Here is an 18,315-nt window from a genome sequence, read left to right as displayed (position 1 = left end):
CGCATGCCTGCCATTTCCACCCTGCTTCGCCCCGTGGCCGCGCTGGCCCTGTCCGTGGCCTGCGCGACGGCCGCGGCGCAGGCGCCTTCGGCCACCGACCTGGCGCGGCTGGACGGCTTCGTCCTCGGGCTGGAGACCGCCGGGCGCTTTTCCGGCGTGGTGCTGGTCGCGCACGACGGCGAGGTGGTGTTCGAGAAGGCCTATGGCCTGCGCGACGAGAACGGCGAGGCGCCGCTGCGCGCCGACGACCGCCTGAACCTGGCCTCGGCCGGCAAGATGTTCACCAGCGTGGCGATCCTGCAGCAGGTCGCCGCCGGCCGCGTCACCCTGGACAGCCACGTCGGCGAGGTGCTGGAGGACTATCCCAACCGCGCCTTCGCCGACACGGTGACCGTGCGCCAGCTGCTCACCCACACCGCCGGCGCCGGCGACGTGGACGAACTGTTCGGCGCCGAGCATGCGGCCGAGCGCGCGCGGCTGCGCACGCCGGCCGACATCATCGCCCTGCACGGCAACCGCCCGCCGGAGTTCGCGCCGGGCACGCAGCAGAAATACGGCAACTACGGCTACGTGGTGCTGGGACGCATGGTCGAGGTGCTGTCCGGGCAGGATTTCGAGTCCTACATCCGCGACCACGTGCTGAAGCCGGCCGGGATGCTCCGCACCGGCTTCGTCGACTGCGACGATCCGGCGCCGGACCTGGCGGCGGGCTATGTCGAGGTTGAAGGCAAGCGCGTGCGCAACTGCGCCACGCTGCCGGCGCGCGGCTTCGCCGCCGGCGGGCAGGTGGCGCCGGCCGGCGACCTTCTGCGCTTCGTGCAGGCGCTGCGCGACGGCCGGCTGCTGCCCCTGCCGCTGTTCATGGAAGCGACCACGCCGCAGCGCGAGTTCATGGGCCTGGGCTTCTTCGCCACCGGCTACGGCGAGGGCGTGCCCGAACGCGATTTCCGCTGGGGCCACGGCGGCAGCGCCGACGGCATCTGCACCGACGTGCGCACCTACCCACACACCGGCGAGACGGTGATCGTGCTGTCCAACAAGGACGCCCCGGCCTGCTACGCGGCGGCCAACCTGCTGCATGCGCAGTGGAAGGACGCGCCCTGACGGCGGCGCCACGGGGCGATCGCCTAGAATGGCCGCTGTTTTTCCGCCAGGAGCCTCCCCATGCCTTCCTTCGACGTCGTGTCCGAAGTCGACAAGCACGAACTGACCAATGCCATCGACCAGGCCAACCGCGAGCTGTCCACGCGCTTCGATTTCAAAGGCGTGGACGCGAAGTTCGAGCAGGACGGCGACACGCTGATCAAGCTGGCCGCACCCAGCGATTTCCAGCTCAAGCAGATGGCCGACATCCTCAAGCAGCGCCTGGCCGCGCGCAGCATCGACTTCCGCTGCATGGAGTTCGGCGATGTCGAGACCAACCTGGCCGGCGCGCGCCAGCAGGTCACGGTCAAGCAGGGCATCGAGCAGAAACTGGCCAAGCAGATCGCCGCGAAGATCAAGGAATCCAAGATCAAGGTCGACACCCAGATCAACGGCGACAAGCTGCGCGTGAACGGCAAGAAGCGCGACGACCTGCAGGAAACGATCGCGCTGCTGAAGAAGACCGAGTTCGAGCAGCCGCTGCAGTTCGACAACTTCCGCGATTGAGCCCGCCGGCCCGCAACCGGCTGCATGTCACCGTAGGAGCGGCTTCAGCCGCGATGGGGCCTTCCCGGGAAAGCTCCATCGCGGCTGAAGCCGCTCCTACGGCGTTTCAGGCCATCGCCGCCTTGGTGACCGGCATCCCCTAGAATGGCCGCCCCGTTTCCCGCCCGGCCGCCATGAACGACACCGCCCACGACCCCATCGCCGACCCCCGCCGCTGGCTGGAGAAGGCCGTGATCGGGCTGAACCTGTGCCCGTTCGCCAAGGCGGTGTACGTCAAGGAGCAGGTGCGCTTCGTGCTCAGCGACGCCACCACGCCCGAGGCGCTGCTGGAGGAACTGGCCGAGGAACTGCTGCGCCTGCGCGACACGCCGGCCGAACAGATCGACACCACGCTGATCGTGCACCCGCAGGTGCTCACCGATTTCCTCGACTACAACGACTTCCTCGACAACGCCGACGCGGCGGTGGAGGCGCTGGACCTGCAGGGCATCCTGCAGGTGGCCAGCTTCCACCCGCAGTACCAGTTCGCCGGCGCCGCGCCGGACGACGTCAGCAACTACACCAACCGCGCGCCCTGGCCGACCCTGCACCTGCTGCGCGAGGACAGCGTGGAGCGCGCGGTGGCCGCGTTCCCGGACCCGGACGTGATCGTCGAGCGCAACATCGCCACGCTGGACAAACTGGGCGTGGAGGGCTGGAACACGCTGCTGGCCGGGGATTGATACCTATGCAGGACCCGTAGAGCCCTCGATTGGCAGGAAACAAGACCCGGTTCACCGATGCCAGCGGGGAGGCGTGCATCGCCTCGCACACCCACGGCCATCAGGCGGCCGATGGCCATGCGCTGATGGCGCTGTTCGAGACGCTCACCGGGCAACCGCCGACGATGGTGGGGCCGGGCATCGTCGGCCACGGGTCGTACCGCTATGCCTGCGAGAGTGGACGGACCGGGGAAGCGCCGCTGGCCGGGTTCGCCAGCCGCGGCCGCGAGCTTGTCATTTACCTGGATTGCGGCGAGGACGACACGCCGCTGCCAGCCAACCTCGGGAAACACAGGATGGACAAGTCCTGCCTTTATTTCGGGCAGTTGACCGATCTGGGCGTTTCGGCCCTCGTGCAGCGTGTCGCAGGCGCGATGACGCGCATGCAGCAGCGATAGGGTTGGCCCTGCTGGCTACCCGAAATACAGGGAAACGGCGTAGGAGCGGCTTCAGCCGCGATGGGGCTTTACACGCAGCTCCTGCGACCCACACGCGGATTCAATGGGAAAGCCTCATCGCGGCTGAAGCCGCTCCTACGACGGCGGCATCGAGCTTGCCGACCAGGAGGCAGCGCGCAGGCTGGCTGACGCAGGAAGCCCGGCGTTGCCATCACCCACCAAGCAGTCGCCCGGCAATTCATGCCGTCAGCAACGGCTGCAGCAGCCCACGCACCTCGTGCAGCGAGCCGACAATCGCGTGGCCCAGCGCGCGTGCGTCCGCGTCCGGTTCCAGCAGGTCCGGCACCTGGATCACGGTCATGCCAGCGGCCAGCGCGGCGCGCACGCCGGTGGGCGAATCCTCCAGCGCCAGGCAATGGCGCGGCTCGACGCCGAGCTTCGCGGCGGCCAGCAAGTAGATGTCCGGCGCCGGCTTGGCGTGGGCGACATCGCTGCTAGTCGCCACGTGTTCGAAATACGGCAGCAGGCCGGCGCTTTCGAGCTTGCGCAGCGCCAGCGGGCGCCGCGTGGAGGTCGCCACCGCGCGCGGCACGCCGTGGGCGACCAGGGTGTCGAGCAGGTCGACGATGCCCGGCCGGTGCGGCACGCCAGCGGCGACCAGCCCGTCGTAGCGCGCATAGGAATCCTGCAGCAGGGCGTCGACCGCGCCGGCGCCGATCCGGGCGGCGATGCGCTGGCGGGTGAACGTGTCGCTGGAGCCGATCAGCGACAGCAGGAAGTCGTCGGGCAATTCGTGGCCGGCCGCGCTGCCGGCCTGCGCGAGGCAGCCGAGCAGGGCGCGCTCGCTGTCGAGCATCAGCCCGTCCATGTCGAAGATCACCGCCTGCGGCAACGTCGCCAGTCCCGCCAACCGCGTCACTGCGCCTCTCCGAACAGTACCTGCAGGTCGGCCGCCGACAGCTGCCGCCACTGCCCCTCTTCCAGGCCGTCCAGCGCCAGCCCGCCGATGCGGCTGCGGTGCAGCGCGTCGACATGGTTGCCGACGGCAGCGAACATGCGCCGCACCTGGTGGTAGCGGCCTTCATGCAGGGTCAGCCGCGCCTGGCGCGGGCCGAGCACGTCGAGCTCGGCCGGCAGCAGCGGCTTGTCGTCCGATTCCAGCAGCAGCGTGCCGCTGGCGAAGGTCGCCGCCTCGTCGCCGCGCAGGTCCTGCGCCAGCCGCGCCTCGTAGATCTTGTCCAGTTTCGACTTGGGCGACACGATCCGGTGCAGCAGCGCGCCGTCGTCGGTCATCAGCAGCAGGCCGCTGGTGTCGCGGTCCAGCCGGCCCACCGTGGACAGCAGCGGCGAGCGCTCGCGGAAACGGACCGGGAGCAGGTCGTAGACCAGCCGTCCCTGGTCCTTGGTCGAGCAGGTATAGCCGGCCGGCTTGTGCAGCATCAGGGTCAGGCCCGGCGGCGGGTCCAGCGGCTGCCCGTCGATGCGGATCGCGTCGTGCTCCACCTTGTCGTCGGCGTACAGCACCTCGCCGTCGGCATCGGTGACGCGGCCTTCGCGGAACAGCCACTGCACCTGCTTGCGGCTGCCGTAGCCGAGGTTGGCGATGTGCTTGACCAGCTTCATGCGCGGCCCCCGCGGGTGCCGACGATGACCTTGAAGCCGTCGCGCTCGGCCGCCACGCGCACCTGGCCGAAGCTGTCGTTGAGGATCTGCTCGTAGGGCAGGTGCCGGTTGGCGACCATGAACAGGCGCCCGCCCGGGCGCAGCGCCTGCGCGGCCACGGCGATGAAACGCTGGCCGATGTCCGGCCGGTCCTCGCGCGCGGGCGTGTGGAACGGCGGGTTGGAGACGATGAAGTCGTAGCGGCCGTCGATGCCGGCGGTGACGTCGTGCCAGCGGAAATCCAGCTGCGCGGCGCTGCCGGCGAGATTGCGGCGGGCCAGCGCCAGCGCGCGCGACTCGGCCTCGTACAGGTCCAGCGCCGTCACCTTCGGGCAGCGCGCCAGCACTTCGGCCGACAGGTAGCCCCAGCCGGCGCCGAGGTCGGCGCCGCGGCCGGCGAGGTCGGCCGGCAGCTGTTCGACCAGCAGCGCCGAGGCCGGGTCGATGCGGTCCCAGGCGAACACGCCGGGGCGGCTCTGGAAACGCCCGTCGACGATGGCCCGCGGCGCATCCAGCGCCGCCCAGCGCCTGCGCAGCGCCTCGTCGTGGCCGCCGTCGAGCGGCGCGGTCCAGAACACGCGGCAATGGTTCTTGGTCAGTTTGCCGCCCAGTCCGGCCAGCTGCTGCAGGTCGCTTTCGCCCGAGCGCGCACCCTCGTTGTTGGACTGGCAGGCCACCAGCACGCCACCGGGTGCCACCCGTTCCAGCGCCCGCGCCAGCAGCGCGCGCGCCTCGTCGCGCTGGCGCGGCGGCAGCACCAGCACCAGCGGGTAGCGCGCATCCGCCGCGTCCAGCCCGGCCTCGTCGCGCACGTCCCAGCCGCCGCGTTCCAGCGCCTGCGCGAAGGGACGGAAGCTCTGCACGCAGACCAGTTGCCCGGGCGCGGCATGCTCGCGCAGCGGCCAGCCCTCGCGCGCGCGCAGGAACAGCACCGGTCCCTGCGGCCATGGCAGGGCGCCGGTGGCGAACGGGAGGAACAGCGTCTGCAGCGGGGCGTCTTGGGCGGCCATCGCGGGTATCCAGCGGAACGTAGCCGGCCATTCTAGCGGCCCGCCCGGGACCGGGCCGGCGGCCGGCAGCCACGGGTTCAGCCGCCGGTGCAGGCCTCGCGGATCGCGCCGACCAGCTGCGCCACGCTGTACGGCTTGGCGACATGCCGCTGGAAGCCGGCGGCCAGCGCGCGGCGGCGGTCGTCGCCGCGCGCCAGCGCGGTCACCGCGACGGCCGGCAGTTCGGCGGCGGACACGCCCATGGTCTCGCGCAGCGTGCGCACCAGCCCATAACCGTCCATGCCGGGCATGCCGATGTCGCTGACCAGCACGTCGAAGGCGGCGTGGCCACGCAGGTCGAGCAGCTCCAGCGCCTCGGCCGCGGACGCCACCGCCACCACCGTGGCGCCCTGCTCCTCCAGCACGCGCCGCAGATAGGCCAGCACCTCGGGCTGGTCCTCCACCGCCAGGATGCGGGTGCCGGCCAGCGCGTGGGCGGCCACCACCTGCTCGCCGGCCGCGACCCGCTGCACCGTGCGCCGCGGCCGGCCGGCGTTCTCCACGCGGTAGACCGGCAGGCGCACGCTGAAGGTGGCGCCCTGCCCGGCGCCGGCGCTGTGCGCGGAAACCGAACCGCCGTGCAGCTCGGTCAGCTGCTGCACGATCGCCAGGCCCAGGCCCAGGCCGCCGTGGCGGCGGGTGGTGGTGGCGTCGGCCTGGCTGAAGCGGCTGAACAGATGGGCGAGGAACTCCGGCGCGATGCCGTCGCCGTTGTCGCGCACGTCCACCACGTAGTGCCCGTCCTCCTGGCGCAGCTCGACGTCGACCTGGCCTTCGACCGGGGTGAACTTGATGGCGTTGGCCAGCAGGTTCCACAGCACCTGCTGCAGCCGCGTCGCATCGCCCAGCACCGGACAGGGCAACGGCGGCACGCTCACCACCACCGCCTGCGCCTTGCCCTGCGCCACCAGCTCCTGCAGGCGCACGGCCTCGCGCACCTGCTCGGCCAGGTCCAGCACTTCCACTTCCAGCTGCACCTTGCCCAGCAGCATGCTGCTCAGGTCCAGCATGTCCGACATCAGCCGCTTCTGCGCCATCGCGCTGCTGGCGATGACCTCCACCCCGCGGCGCATGGGATGCTCGGCCTCCATGCGCTGCAGCAGCAGTTCGCTCCAGCCCAGGATGGTAGTGAGCGGCGTGCGCAGTTCGTGCGACAGGGTGGCGAGGAATTCGTCCTTCACCCGCGCCATGCCTTCGGCGGCGTTGCGCGCGGCGCGTTCGGCCTCGAGCAGCTCCTCGCGCGCCATCTCGATCTCGCGGCGCTCGGTGATGTCCGGGCTGTTGCCGGCCAGGCCGATGAACCGGCCGTCGGCGGAGAAACGCGGCGCGGCCTTCATCTCCAGCCACCGCCATTGTCCGTCGTGGCGGCGCAGGCGGGCGCTCACGTGCAGGTCGCGCTCGTTGGACAGCGCCTCGGCCAGCGCGTACTCGAAGACCTTCAGGTCTTCCGGGTGCAGCAGCCCTTCCCACCAGCGCGGCCCGAACGCATGGTCCCCGGCCAGCCCGAAGAAGCTGCCGAAGGCGTTGTTGACGAAGCGCACGTGGCCCAGGTCGTCCAGCACCCAGACCGGCATCGGCAGGCCGTCGGCCAGCGCGCTGAAGCGCGCCTCGCTTTCGGCCAGCTCGGTCTCGACCTGCTTGCGCCGCGAGATGTCGAAGAACAGCACCGCCAGCCGGCGTTCGGCCGCCGGCCCCAGCCGCACCGCCTCGACCGAATACCAGCGACCGAGCTGCGGCAGGTAGCGCTCGAACTGCACCGGCAGGCCCTCGCCGACCACCCGGCCGAACACCCGGAACCAGTACTCGTCCAGCCCCGGCAGCACGTCGGTGGCGCGACGCCCGGCCACGTCGGCCAGGCCGGTGATGCGCTCGAACGCGGCGTTGACCTTGCAGTGGACGAAATCCACCGCGCGCGCCTCGTCGAACAGCACCTCGATCACGCAGAAACCGGTGCCGACCGCCTCGAACACCTCCTGGTACAGCGGGGAGCTGTCCAGGCTCCCGGCCACCGGGGAAACCGATGGCGGAACGAACGGTTCCAGTTCGGGCGGATGCATGGTCAAGGTGGCAAAGTCTTTGCGGCGTTGCGGCAGCGGAAGGAAAGTCTGGGCATGCGGCTATCGACGGCACGTGATGATGAACCGTCCGCAACCCGGCTCCAACCGCCCGGCGCCCGGCGATTGCCCGGCCTGCGGATCGGCCCCACACTGCAGGGGACACCCCAAACCGGAGGTTGCGATGAAAACCACGATCCTGGCCGGAGTGGTGCTGGCCGGCCTTCTCGCCGCCGGCAGCGCCCAGGCCGGCCCCCGCACCGTCACCGATCCGCAGGCGCCGCGCGCCCTGGCCGGCGAAGGGCCCGTGCAGGTGCAGTGGAACGACCCGTCCGGATTCGCCGAACTGCGCCAGAGCCACAACCGCTGGGAAGCCGAGCGCGGCGACTGGGTGGCCAAGCTGGCCGAGCACCTGCGCAAGCAGGCCTCCAGCCAGCTGCCCGAGGGCCAGCAGCTGGCGGTGACCATCACCGACATCAAGCGCGCCGGCGATTACGAGCCCTGGCACGGCGTGCGCATGGACGACGTGCGTTTCATGCGCGACATCTACCCGCCGCGGATCAGCCTGCAGTTCACCCTGACCGACGCGCAGGGCCAAGTGATCGACCAGGGCGAGCGCAAGCTGGTGGACAACGCCTACCTGTACGGCAACACCCGGCTGTCGGACACCGATCCGCTGCGCTACGAGAAGCGCCTGCTCGATGACTGGCTGCGCCGCGAGCTGCGCACCGACCGCGCCACCGCCGGGCTCTGACGCCGCGGCGCCGGCGCCGATGAACAGGAAGGACAGGGAAAGGGCCGCGAACGCGGCCCTTTCTTATTGCTTATTGCGACAGGTAGACGCGCGGCGTGCGCTTGAGGCTGCAGGGCAGCCGGTAGGCGCTGGTATTGCAGCGCGGCGCCAGTTCGGAAATGGTCGGCGCGGCCCCCCACAGCTGCACGATGCTGCCCAGCCCGGCCTGCGGGTGGTCGGTGAGGTCGACGGTGAGCATGTCCATCGACACCCGCCCGATCAGCTGGCCCGGCACGCCGTCGATCTGCACCGGGGTGCCGTTGGGCGCGAACTGCGGGTAGCCGTCGGCGTAGCCCATCGCCACCACGCCCACGCGGGTGGGCCTTTCGGCGACGAAGCGCGCGCCGTAGCCCAGCGGTTCGCCAAGGCCGATCTCGCGCACCGCGATCACGCGCGACTCCAGGGTCATCACCGGGCGCAGCTGCGCCGCATGCGCGCTCGGCTGCGGGTACAGCGGGTCGGCGCCGTACAGCATCAGCCCCGGGCGCACCCAGTCGCTGCGCACCTGCGGCCAGCCCAGCAGCGCCGGCGAGTTGCACAGGCTGGTCTCGCCCTGCAGGCCGTCGATGGCGCGATTGAACGTCTCCAGCTGGTCCAGCGTGCGCGGGCTGTCCAGCTCGTCGGCGCGCGCCATGTGGCTCATCAGCACCATCGGCGCCAGATGCGGCAGCGCCGAGAGCCGCGCATGCGCGGCGCGGAATTCGTCCACCGACAGGCCCAGCCGGTGCATGCCGCTGTCCAGCTTCAGCCAGACCTGCAACGGGGCGTCGGTGCGGAACGCGGCCAGCGCCTGGACCTGCCACGGCGAGGCCACCGCGGTCCACAGGTCGTGCTCGACGATCAGCGGCAGCTCGGCGGCGTCGAAGAAGCCCTCCAGCAGCAGCACCGGCTTGCCGATGCCGGCCTGGCGCAGTTCCAGCGCCTCCTCGATGCAGGCCACGCCGAAGCCGTCGGCCTCGGCCTCCAGCGCGCGCGCGCAGGCCACCGCGCCATGGCCGTAGGCGTCCGCCTTGATCACCGCCAGCGCCTTGCCGCCGCCCAGCCGCCGGGCCAGCCGATAGTTGTGGCGCAGCGCCTCCAGGTCGATCAGGGCCTGTGCCGGGCGCATCAGCCCGCTCCCTGGCCGCCGTAGCGGAAGATGTCCAGGCCTTCGGTGCTGATCTGCGGCTTGCGGCCGTCCATCAGGTCGGCCAGGTAGCGGCCGGAGCCGGCGGCCATGGTCCAGCCCAGGGTGCCGTGGCCGGTATTGAGGAACAGGTTGCGGTACGGCGTGGCGCCGACGACCGGGGTGCCGTCCGGCGTGGCCGGGCGCAGACCGGTCCAGAACTCGGCGCGGGAAAGATCGCCGCCCTGCGGGTAGAGGTCGCCCACCACCTTTTCCAGGGTCGCGCGGCGGCGCGGGTCCAGCGACAGGTCGAAGCCGGCCACCTCGGCCATGCCGCCGACGCGGATGCGGTCGGCGAAGCGGGTCACCGCCACCTTGTAGCTCTCGTCCAGGATGGTCGAGGTCGGCGCCATCGCCGCGTCGGTGATCGGCAGGGTCAGCGAATAGCCCTTGAGCGGGTACACCGGCAGGCGCATGCCCAGCGGCGCCAGCAGCGGCGGCGAGTAGCTGCCCAGCGCCACCACGTACTGGTCGGCGGTCTCGAGCCGGCCGCCGATGCGCACGCCGGTGATGCGGTCGCCGTCGCGCTCCAGACCCGTCACGTCCTGGTCGAAGCGGAACTCGACGCCGGCCGCGGCGGCCAGCGCGGCCAGCCGGCGGGTGAACAGCTGGCAGTCGCCGGTCTGGTCCTCGGGCAGGCGCAGCGCGCCGACCAGGGTGTCGGCCTTGCCGGCCAGCGCCGGTTCCACACGCACGATGCCCTGGCGGTCCAGCACCTCGTAGGGCACGCCGTACTGGCGCAGCACCTCGATGTCCTGGGCGGCGGCGTCCAGCTGCTGCTGGGTGCGGAACAGCTGGGTGGTGCCCAGCTGGCGGCCTTCGTAGTCGATGCCGGTGGCCGCGCGCAGCTCGTTGATGCAGTCGCGGCTGTAGTCGGACATACGCACCATGCGCGCCTTGTTGATCGCGTAGCGGCCGGCGGTGCAGTTGCGCAGCATCTGCCACAGCCAGCGGTACTGGGCCATGTCGGCGGTGGGACGGATCGCCAGCGGCGCGTGTTCCTGGAACAGCCACTTGATCGCCTTCAGCGGCACGCCCGGGGCGGCCCACGGCGAGGTGTAGCCGAAGGAGAGCTGGCCGGCGTTGGCGAAGCTGGTTTCCAGCGCCGGGCCGGGCTGCCGGTCCACCACCGTCACCTCGTGACCCGCCTGCCGCAGGTACCAGGCACTGGTCGTGCCGATCACACCACTGCCGAGTATCAGAACCCGCATCGTTCTCTCCTGGGAACCTGCCGTGCCAGCCACGAAGGCGGCGGGAAGGGCGGCAGGTTCCGACCGCATCAATTCCCTGCCCGGGATCGGGCGGGGGCCATGAACGGCGCAGTATATTCAGCCAGTGCCAGTGATTTTTCCCGTATTGATCGAGAAAACAGGGTAATTTCCCGATTCCTTCACGCAAAGCAGAGCGTCATGGCCGCCCGCAGCCGCGAACTGGACAAGATCGACCGCCGCATCCTGCGCATCCTGCAGGCCGAGGGCCGCATTTCCTTCACCGAACTGGGCGAGCGCGTGGGCCTGTCCACCACACCCTGCACCGAGCGCGTGCGCCGGCTCGAGCGCGAGGGGGTGATCACCGGCTACTACGCGCGGCTGGACCCGCAGTACGTGAAGGCCGGGCTGCTGGTGTTCGTGGAGATCAGCCTGGCCTACAAGTCCGGCGACATCTTCGAGGAATTCCGCCGCGCCGCGCTCAAGCTGCCCAACGTGCTGGAATGCCACCTGGTCTCGGGCGATTTCGACTACCTGCTCAAGGCCCGCATCAACGAGATGGCCTCGTACCGCAAGCTGCTCGGCAGCACCCTGCTGAGCCTGCCGCACGTGCGCGAATCCAAGAGCTACATCGTGATGGAGGAAGTGAAGGAGACGCTCAGCCTGCCCATCGCCGATTGACCCCCCTGACGGCAAAGCGGCGGGACAAGCCCGCCGCTTCCTCATCGCACATTGCCCGTCGCGTGCTCAGCGGCGGTCGCGTTCCGGCGCCTTGTGCGCCTGCTTGTCCGATTTCCCGGCGGCTTCGCTGCCGCTGGCCGTCTTCGACGGCCGCTGCGGCTCCTGCGACGCCGGCTGGCCGGCGTTGCGCTGCGGGGCATGTCCCTGGTTCGGCTGGTTGTGGTGCATGTTGGACATTTCGGTACTCCGGTATGGCATGTGGACGCGCATCGACTGCGCATGCGCACAGTGCGCCCGGGACGGGTTATGCACGCGCCAAGGCAACGTGATTCCGCTCGTGACCTGGGTGACTGCGCGGGCCGCGTTGCCGACGGTTAAGCCGCCTGCGCTCAGCGCACGATGCGCACGCCGTCGCCACTGGGCACGGTGTCGTGGTAACGGCCGGTGCGGGTATCCATCACCCGGCCGGGGCCGGCCTGGCGCATGCCGTTGAGCCGTCGCCCGTCATGGTCGTATACCGGCACCGGGGCCGGCTGCGGCTTCGCGGCGGGCTTGGCCGCCGGTCTGCTGCCCGGCGCCGGCCGCTCCAGCCGTTCGCGCAGGCGCTCGTTGTCGGCCGCCTGACCGGATGCGTCGCTGGCCGGCTTCGAGGGCGGAGGCAGGCTCACCGGCCGTGTCTGGGTCGGTGGCGGCGCGGGCTTGAGCTGGGCCATGGCAGGGGTTGTCGCCAGCATCGCAAGCAGCAGCAGAGGAATCCTTTTCATCGGGCACTCCCACAGGTCCGTGTGGCGATCATGCACCGCCGGCGCTGCAGGCGCGGTAAACACGCCGGTTGGAGCCACGCCGGCCGGCGCCTACCATGGCGGTCCATCCCCCACGGAGGCGCCCCATGACCGCTTTCGACCTGACCCCGCCCGATGCCGCCCAGCGCGATGCCCTGGTCGCCGGCCTGGGCGACGACGAGCGCCGCGTCCTGTTGCACCACGGCACCGAGGCGCCGTTCTGCGGCGTGTTCCTGGACAACAAGCGCGAAGGCACCTACTGCTGCCGGCTGTGCGGCCTGCCGCTGTTCCGCTCCAGCACCAAGTTCGACTCGGGCACCGGCTGGCCCAGCTTCTTCGCCCCGTTCGACCCGGCGCACATCGCCCGCATCCGCGACACCAGCCACGGGATGGTGCGCACGGAAATCACCTGCGCCCGCTGCGGCAGCCACCTGGGCCACGTGTTCCCGGACGGCCCGCCGCCGACCTTCGAAAGGCATTGCCTGAACTCGGTTTCGCTGTCCTTCGTCGACCGCGGCGCCGCCTGGCCGGACCCGCTGCGGCGCGGAGGCGCCGAATCGACGGCCTCCGACTGAGTTCACATTTTGCCGCTTCAGTTTCGCCCGGGCCGGCCGACAACGGGTTATCCCCCTCCGTGCCCGGTCCCATGCTCATCATCGTCGGTCTGCTTGTCGTCATCCTCAGCGTGCTCGGCGGCTATATCGGCGCGCACGGAAAACTCGGCGCCCTGTGGCAGCCCTACGAACTGGTGATCATCGGCGGCGCGGCGCTGGGCGCCTTCCTGGTCGGCACCCCGGCCAAGACGGTGAAGAAGACCCTGCAGGCCGTGGTCACCGTGTTCAAGGGCCCGCGCTACAAGCAGCAGGACTACCTGGACGTGCTCAGCCTGCTGTACGAACTGCTCAACAAGGCGCGCCGCGAGGGCTTCATGTCGCTCGAGGAGCACGTGGAGAACGCCGCCGCAAGCCCGATCTTCGCCAATTACCCGAAGATCCAGGCCGATCACCACCTGATCGACTTCATCACCGACTGCCTGCGGCTGATGATCGGCTCCAACATCGAGCCGCACGAGCTGGAACCGCTGCTCGAACTGGAGCTGGAAAAGCACCACCACGAGGCGATGGAGCCGGCGCATGTGCTGACCAAGGTCGCCGACGGCCTGCCCGGTTTCGGCATCGTCGCGGCGGTGCTGGGCATCGTCGTCACCATGGGCTCGATCGGCGGCGACATCAAGGAAGTCGGCGCGCACGTGGCCGGCGCGCTGGTCGGCACCTTCCTCGGCATCCTGCTCGGCTACGGCTTCATCGGCCCGCTGGCGGCCGCGGTGGAAGCGCGCGCCGAACAGGACTCGCGCATCTACGAATCGGTCAAGACCGCCCTGCTGGCCTGCCTGCGCGGCTACAACCCGAAGATCGCCCTGGAGTTCGCGCGCAAGACCGTGCCGTCGGCGCTGCGCCCGGGGTTCAGCGAGTTCGAGCAGCACCTGAAGTCGGTCAAATAAGCCATGGCCAGCAACGATGCCAAGCCCACTGTGATCGTGCGGCGGGTGAAGAAGATCCAGGGCGGCGGCCACCACGGCGGTTCGTGGAAGGTGGCCTATGCCGACTTCGTCACCGCGATGATGGCCTTCTTCCTGGTGATGTGGCTGATGGCCGCCACCACCAAGCCCGAGCGGGCGGCCATTTCCGAGTACTTCCGCAACCCGAGCCCGCTCAGCGGCACCAGCAGCACCCCGGCGCCGGGCATGGCCGGCCCCGGCGGCGCCAGCACCTCGATGATCAAGCTGGGCGGCGCCACGGACATCTCCCGCGGCGACAGCAACGACCCCTTCCAGAACCAGCGCGAGTCCATCCCCACGCCGGTGGACGAACGCGAGCGCGAGAAGAAGCAGCTGGAGGCGCTGAAGCAGGAGCTGGAGGAAGCCATCAGCAAGAGCCAGGCGCTGGAACCGTTCAAGGACCAGCTGCTGCTGGACATCACGCCCGAGGGGCTGCGCATCCAGATCGTGGACAAGCAGAACCGGCCGATGTTCGACATGGGCAGCGCCAAGCTGATGCCGTACACGCGCCAGATCCTGGGCGAGCTGTCGCGCTTCATCAACCAGGTGCCCAACCACATCAGCATCACCGGCCACACCGACATCACCGCCTATTCCACGCAGCTGGGCTACAGCAACTGGGAACTGAGCGCGGACCGCGCCAACGCCGCGCGCCGCGCCCTGCTGGAGGGCGGCATGAGCGAGGACAAGGTGGCGCGGGTGATCGGGCTGTCGTCCTCGGTGCTGTTCGACAAGACCGACCCGCAGAACCCGATCAACCGCCGCATCAGCATCGTGGTGATGACCAAGGACGCCGAGGCCGCCGCGCTGTCGGCCACCGCCGCGCTGCCGCTGCCGGCCGCCGCCCCGCCCGCACCGCCCCCGGCCGACGACGAGGCGGGCGCCACGCCGGGCGTCGGCGCCCACTGAGCCGCGGGTTCGGCAACGACCGGAACGGCCGCCTACAATGGCGGCCGTTTCCTTTTGCCGAACGATCATGTCCAAGCAGTCCAAAGCCAAGCGCGACCAGCGCAAGAAGCAGCAGCCCCGCCGCCCGTTCCTGCGCCTGGACGCGCAGCAGCAGGTCCAGAACCACGCCGTGCTGGTGAACGAGGAAGGCCAGGTGGTCGCCGCCATCGGCCTGCAGGGCCGGCAGTGGCTGCTGTCCATCGGCGGCCAGACCATGGGCAACGCCGACAACCCGGTGCCGATGCTGGCCATGCTCAAGCACCTGGCCAACGTGCAGGAGAAGGAAGGCCGCAAGGTCGCCCTGGAGTATTCGGAGCACCTGCAGCAGCTGATCGACGCCACTGCCGCGGCCGAAGGCAAGAGCGCCGACGACTACCTGGCCGGCCTGGTCGCCGAGTTCGAGGGCGTCGAAGGCGAAGAAGCGGCGGCGCCGGCCGAAGGCGGCGAAACCGCGGATGAAGCCGGCGGTACCGAAGCGGCGGCCGACGACGCCGGCGACAAGCCGCAGGCCTGAGCGGCGGCCCCGCGGTGACGGTCTATGTCGACGATGCGGTACACCCCTGGCGCGGCGAGCGCTGGGCGCATCTGATGGCCGACACCCTGCCCGAGCTGCACGCCATGGCGCAGCAGCTCGGGATTCCGCGGCGGGCGTTCCAGAACCGCGCCAGCGGCGCGCACTACGACGTGCCGGCGCCGCTGCGCGAAACCGCCATCGCCCTGGGCGCGGTCGCCATCTCGCGGCATGGCGACCGCGACCTGGTGCGGCGGGTCATCGCCAACGCGCGGGCGCAATATCACCCGTAGACGCGGGGCTCGCTTCCCGTGGGGCCGCCCCGTAGGAGCGCACCTTGGTGCGCGATGGGGCACTACCGGGAAAGCCCCATCGCGCACCAAGGTGCGCTCCTACGGCGGTGCTCAGAACGGGTCGCTGCCTGGCCGCACTTCCACGCCCAGCAGCGAGCACAGCGCCAGCATCGCCTCGTCGTCGCGGCTGAGCGCGATCCAGCCGGCGTAGCCGTCGCCGCCGGTGTTCCAGTTCCACAGCGTGTAGCCATGCTCACGCAGGCGGTCGTGTGCGGTCGCCATCAGCGCGGGCACGTCCAGGTCCTGCGCGAAGTCCTCGTCGTCCAGGTCGCCGCCCCAGTCGATGCGCAGGTTCCAGCGCGCGGCCAGTTCGTCGAGCGCGGCCACGAACGCGTCCACGTCCTTCCAGTCCACGTAGAAACCGGCGCGCCAATCGATGGCGTCCTTCAGGTCCCACAGCCACTGCTCGTCGCCGGCTTCGTCCTCGGCGCCGGCCCGCGCCTCGCGCCAGGCGTCGAACTGCTGCAGCGCCGTCTCCTCGTCGCCGGGATTGATCAGCCACAGCAGGTTCCACACCCGCGCCGGATGGTCGTCCTCGTCGAAGGTGGGCAGCAGTTCGTCGGAATCCTCGTAGTCGGCACTGTTGTCGGGCATGGCGGCTCTCCACTGCGTGATGGCGCGCATTCTGCCGCCGCGCGCGCGGCAGCGGAAGCCGCAGCGGTTATCCTTGTGCCCTGAAGAGGGCCGCGGTGGCCTTCAGCGAACAGTGACATGAGCGATACCCCTCCCGATCGCCTGGCGGTCAACCCCACCAGCCCGTTCCACGACCCGGCCATCCTCGAGCGCGGCGTCGGCATCCGCTTCAACGGCGTCGAGCGCGATGACGTGGAGGAATACTCGGTCAGCGAAGGCTGGATCCGCGTCCAGGCCGGCAAGGCCCGCGACCGCCGCGGCAACCCGATGACGCTGAAGATCAACGGCGCGGTCGAGGCGTATTTCCTCGAATTGAACAAGTAAGGGGTTCAGGGCAGGAACCGGCAACGGCAGGAGCGGAAGCAGTCACCGCAGCGGTTCCTGCCGTCGCCGCCGCTTCCCTCGGTTCCCGGTTCCCGGTTCCTGCTCCCCGGTTCCTGCCTCAATCCCGCTGCCGGCTTTCCAGCAGGTCCAGGTTGCGGATCAGCTTGCGCGCGACCTCGTCGGGTATCTGCCCGTGCCGCGTCAGCCGGAACAGTTCCTCGCGCTCGGCGGTGAGCCCGGCCGAGCGCAGGCTGCGGTAGGCCTGTTCCATGCGCCGCACCTTCTCCGGGTCCTCGTCCGGCCCCTGCCCCTTCTCCAGATTGCGCTGGTACAGCAGGCTGACCCGCGCGGCGGCATCGTTGTAGAGCTGCACGTTGGTGGTGGTCTGGCCGTCCACCAGCTGCTGGCGCGTTTTCTCCACCGCCGCCAGCGCGGCCTTGGACGACAGCTTGCGGGCCAGGTCCTCCACCCGCCGGCTGTCGTCGTCCTTGGGCAGTTCCAACCCGCGCAGCAGCCGCGGCAGCAGCAGGCTGGCGCCGACCAGCGACACCAGGATCACCGACGCGGCCAGGAAGATCACCAGATCGCGCGCCGGGAACGGCTCGCCGCCGGGCACCATCAGCGGCAGGGTCAGCACGCCGGCCAGGGTGATGGCGCCGCGCACGCCGGCCACCGACATCGCCAGCACCACGCGCCACGAGGTCGCGCTGGCGCGTTCCTCGCCGCGCCAGCGCGCGCGCAGCAGGTTCCAGCGCAGCGACAGCCATACCCAGGCCAGGCGCAGCACCACCAGCATCGCGTTGATCGCCACCACGTAGACCGCCAGCCACCACCATTGGCTGTGGCCGGTGACCGCGATGGTGTCCACCGCGCGCTGGACGATGCCCGGCAGCTGCTCGCCCAGCAGCACGAACATGATGCCGTTGAAGCTGAACTGCACCGTGTTCCACACCGCCGCGCGCTGCACGCGCATGCTGCCGCTGATGCGGCCGGTCAGTTCCACGTAGCTCATGGCGATGCCGGCGGCGACCGCGGCGAGGATGCCCGACGCGTTGAATTCCTCGGCCAGCAGGTAGGCGGCGAAGGGAATCAGCAGGTTGACCAGCAGCGCCGCGCCCGGCTCCTCGCCGAAGCTGCGCCACAGCCAGCGCTGGAAGGTGGACACGCCCAGGGTCACCGCCACGCCGATGGCCAGGCCGGCGAAGGCCACCCACAGGAAGGTCAGCGAGGCCTGCGCCAGCGAGAAGCTGCCGGTCATCACCGCCGCCACCGCGAAACGGAAGCAGACCAGGCCGGAGGCGTCGTTGAGCAGCGACTCGCCTTCCAGGATGTGCATCAGCCGCTTGGGGATCGGCGCGCGCGAGGCGATGGCGCCCACCGCCACCGGATCGGTGGGCGAGACGATCGCCGCCAGCGCGAACGCCACCGCCAGCGGCATGGCCGGAATCAGCCAGTGCAGCAGCAGGCCGGCGCCGACCACGGTGAACACCACCAGGCCGAAGGCCAGCTCCAGGATCGCGCCCTTGTCGCGGAACAGGCCCTGCTTGGGAATGCGCCAGCCGTCCAGGAACAGCAGCGGCGGCAGGAACAGCAGGAAGAACATGTCCGGCTCGAGCGCGTGGCCGCGCTTGAACACGCCGGAGATCAGCGCGCCCAGGCCGATCTGCACCAGCGGCAGCGGCAGGGAAAACGGAAGGATCCTCACCAGATAGCCGCTGGCGACCACGGCCACCAGCATCGCCAGAACGACTTCGATCGTGTGCATGCTTCCCCGCGAAGTCACCA

Annotated in this window: 22 protein-coding genes; 12 read left to right on the top strand and 10 right to left on the bottom strand. The window is 70.2% G+C overall.

Translation table 11 applies throughout. The annotated features are described in order from the left end of the window. Positions 1-3: 3 nt before the first annotated feature. From CQ393_RS08700 to CQ393_RS08685, 4 genes are all read left to right on the top strand, one after another. The gene (locus tag CQ393_RS08700; protein WP_194269624.1) at positions 4-1,104 is read left to right on the top strand and encodes a serine hydrolase domain-containing protein; all 1,101 of its coding nucleotides are present in this window, start codon (positions 4-6) and stop codon (positions 1,102-1,104) included. A gap of 60 nt (positions 1,105-1,164) precedes the next feature. Then, positions 1,165-1,650, top strand: a complete 486-nt coding sequence (locus CQ393_RS08695; protein ID WP_153191164.1) for a YajQ family cyclic di-GMP-binding protein — start codon at positions 1,165-1,167, stop codon at positions 1,648-1,650. Positions 1,651-1,823: 173 nt separating this feature from the next. After that, positions 1,824-2,372 (top strand): DUF1415 domain-containing protein, encoded by a 549-nt coding sequence (locus CQ393_RS08690; RefSeq protein WP_153191163.1) that lies wholly within the window; start codon positions 1,824-1,826, stop codon positions 2,370-2,372. A 29-nt stretch (positions 2,373-2,401) separates the two neighbouring features. Then, on the top strand, positions 2,402-2,809 hold the full coding sequence (locus CQ393_RS08685; RefSeq protein ID WP_153191162.1) for a DUF1801 domain-containing protein: 408 nt from the start codon (positions 2,402-2,404) through the stop codon (positions 2,807-2,809). A gap of 238 nt (positions 2,810-3,047) precedes the next feature. On the opposite strand, the gene CQ393_RS08680 is transcribed toward CQ393_RS08685, so the two are convergent. From CQ393_RS08680 to CQ393_RS08665, 4 genes are all read right to left on the bottom strand, one after another. Beyond that, on the bottom strand, positions 3,048-3,728 hold the full coding sequence (locus CQ393_RS08680) for an HAD family phosphatase (RefSeq protein WP_343199898.1): 681 nt from the start codon (positions 3,726-3,728) through the stop codon (positions 3,048-3,050). Continuing rightward, positions 3,725-4,432 carry a pseudouridine synthase gene (locus CQ393_RS08675; protein ID WP_153191161.1) on the bottom strand — a complete coding sequence of 236 codons (708 nt, stop codon included), beginning with the start codon at positions 4,430-4,432 and terminating at the stop codon, positions 3,725-3,727. Before CQ393_RS08675 ends, CQ393_RS08680 begins: the two co-directional genes overlap by 4 nt. Then, on the bottom strand, positions 4,429-5,481 hold the full coding sequence (locus CQ393_RS08670; RefSeq protein WP_153191160.1) for a class I SAM-dependent methyltransferase: 1,053 nt from the start codon (positions 5,479-5,481) through the stop codon (positions 4,429-4,431). Before CQ393_RS08670 ends, CQ393_RS08675 begins: the two co-directional genes overlap by 4 nt. A gap of 77 nt (positions 5,482-5,558) precedes the next feature. Beyond that, a complete protein-coding gene (locus tag CQ393_RS08665; RefSeq protein ID WP_153191214.1) occupies positions 5,559-7,577 on the bottom strand; it encodes an ATP-binding protein in 2,019 nt (672 codons plus the stop codon). 181 nt (positions 7,578-7,758) lie between these two features. On the opposite strand from CQ393_RS08665, the gene CQ393_RS08660 reads away from it, so the two are divergent. After that, positions 7,759-8,328 (top strand): DUF3016 domain-containing protein, encoded by a 570-nt coding sequence (locus tag CQ393_RS08660; RefSeq protein ID WP_153191159.1) that lies wholly within the window; start codon positions 7,759-7,761, stop codon positions 8,326-8,328. Between the two features lie 70 nt (positions 8,329-8,398). Here CQ393_RS08660 and alr read toward each other — a convergent pair whose 3' ends face one another. Continuing rightward, positions 8,399-9,475: an alanine racemase gene (alr, locus tag CQ393_RS08655; protein WP_153191158.1), complete on the bottom strand. Its 1,077-nt coding sequence runs from the start codon at positions 9,473-9,475 to the stop codon at positions 8,399-8,401. Continuing rightward, positions 9,475-10,743 (bottom strand): D-amino acid dehydrogenase, encoded by a 1,269-nt coding sequence (locus CQ393_RS08650; RefSeq protein WP_153191157.1) that lies wholly within the window; start codon positions 10,741-10,743, stop codon positions 9,475-9,477. The genes alr and CQ393_RS08650 overlap by 1 nt, the downstream gene beginning before the upstream one ends. Before the next feature lie 198 nt (positions 10,744-10,941). Between CQ393_RS08650 and CQ393_RS08645 the strand changes: the two genes are divergently transcribed. Then, on the top strand, positions 10,942-11,421 hold the full coding sequence (locus CQ393_RS08645; protein ID WP_153191156.1) for a winged helix-turn-helix transcriptional regulator: 480 nt from the start codon (positions 10,942-10,944) through the stop codon (positions 11,419-11,421). Positions 11,422-11,487: 66 nt separating this feature from the next. Here the strand turns inward: CQ393_RS08645 and CQ393_RS08640 are convergent, their stop codons facing one another. After that, positions 11,488-11,658 carry a hypothetical protein gene (locus CQ393_RS08640; protein ID WP_153191155.1) on the bottom strand — a complete coding sequence of 57 codons (171 nt, stop codon included), beginning with the start codon at positions 11,656-11,658 and terminating at the stop codon, positions 11,488-11,490. Positions 11,659-11,810: 152 nt separating this feature from the next. Then, positions 11,811-12,185, bottom strand: coding sequence for a classical arabinogalactan protein 4 (locus CQ393_RS08635; RefSeq protein WP_153191154.1), 375 nt, complete (start codon positions 12,183-12,185; stop codon positions 11,811-11,813). A 125-nt stretch (positions 12,186-12,310) separates the two neighbouring features. Between CQ393_RS08635 and msrB the strand changes: the two genes are divergently transcribed. From msrB to CQ393_RS08610, 5 genes are all read left to right on the top strand, one after another. Continuing rightward, positions 12,311-12,778 (top strand): peptide-methionine (R)-S-oxide reductase MsrB, encoded by a 468-nt coding sequence (gene msrB, locus CQ393_RS08630; protein ID WP_153191153.1) that lies wholly within the window; start codon positions 12,311-12,313, stop codon positions 12,776-12,778. Positions 12,779-12,849: 71 nt separating this feature from the next. Then, a complete protein-coding gene (gene motA, locus CQ393_RS08625; protein WP_153191152.1) occupies positions 12,850-13,704 on the top strand; it encodes a flagellar motor stator protein MotA in 855 nt (284 codons plus the stop codon). A gap of 3 nt (positions 13,705-13,707) precedes the next feature. Beyond that, complete coding sequence (motB, locus tag CQ393_RS08620; protein WP_153191151.1) at positions 13,708-14,670, top strand: flagellar motor protein MotB; 963 nt, start codon at positions 13,708-13,710, stop codon at positions 14,668-14,670. Between the two features lie 67 nt (positions 14,671-14,737). Next, positions 14,738-15,223 carry a hypothetical protein gene (locus CQ393_RS08615; protein ID WP_153191150.1) on the top strand — a complete coding sequence of 162 codons (486 nt, stop codon included), beginning with the start codon at positions 14,738-14,740 and terminating at the stop codon, positions 15,221-15,223. 14 nt (positions 15,224-15,237) lie between these two features. Next, entirely contained in the window at positions 15,238-15,513 is a 276-nt protein-coding gene (locus tag CQ393_RS08610) for a DUF4031 domain-containing protein (RefSeq protein WP_343199897.1), read from the top strand. A 111-nt stretch (positions 15,514-15,624) separates the two neighbouring features. Here CQ393_RS08610 and CQ393_RS08605 read toward each other — a convergent pair whose 3' ends face one another. Next, positions 15,625-16,167 carry a hypothetical protein gene (locus CQ393_RS08605; protein ID WP_153191148.1) on the bottom strand — a complete coding sequence of 181 codons (543 nt, stop codon included), beginning with the start codon at positions 16,165-16,167 and terminating at the stop codon, positions 15,625-15,627. Positions 16,168-16,284: 117 nt separating this feature from the next. On the opposite strand from CQ393_RS08605, the gene CQ393_RS08600 reads away from it, so the two are divergent. Continuing rightward, entirely contained in the window at positions 16,285-16,530 is a 246-nt protein-coding gene (locus CQ393_RS08600) for a DUF3297 family protein (RefSeq protein WP_153191147.1), read from the top strand. 118 nt (positions 16,531-16,648) lie between these two features. On the opposite strand, the gene CQ393_RS08595 is transcribed toward CQ393_RS08600, so the two are convergent. Continuing rightward, positions 16,649-18,295: a Na+/H+ antiporter gene (locus tag CQ393_RS08595; protein ID WP_153191146.1), complete on the bottom strand. Its 1,647-nt coding sequence runs from the start codon at positions 18,293-18,295 to the stop codon at positions 16,649-16,651. Between the last annotated feature and the right edge of the window lie 20 nt (positions 18,296-18,315).

It is taken from the genome of Stenotrophomonas sp. MYb238 (assembly GCF_009496535.1).
Lineage (GTDB): Bacteria > Pseudomonadota > Gammaproteobacteria > Xanthomonadales > Xanthomonadaceae > Stenotrophomonas.
Note: the sequence above shows the minus strand (reverse complement) of the source record. Positions and strands in the feature narration are given on the sequence as shown.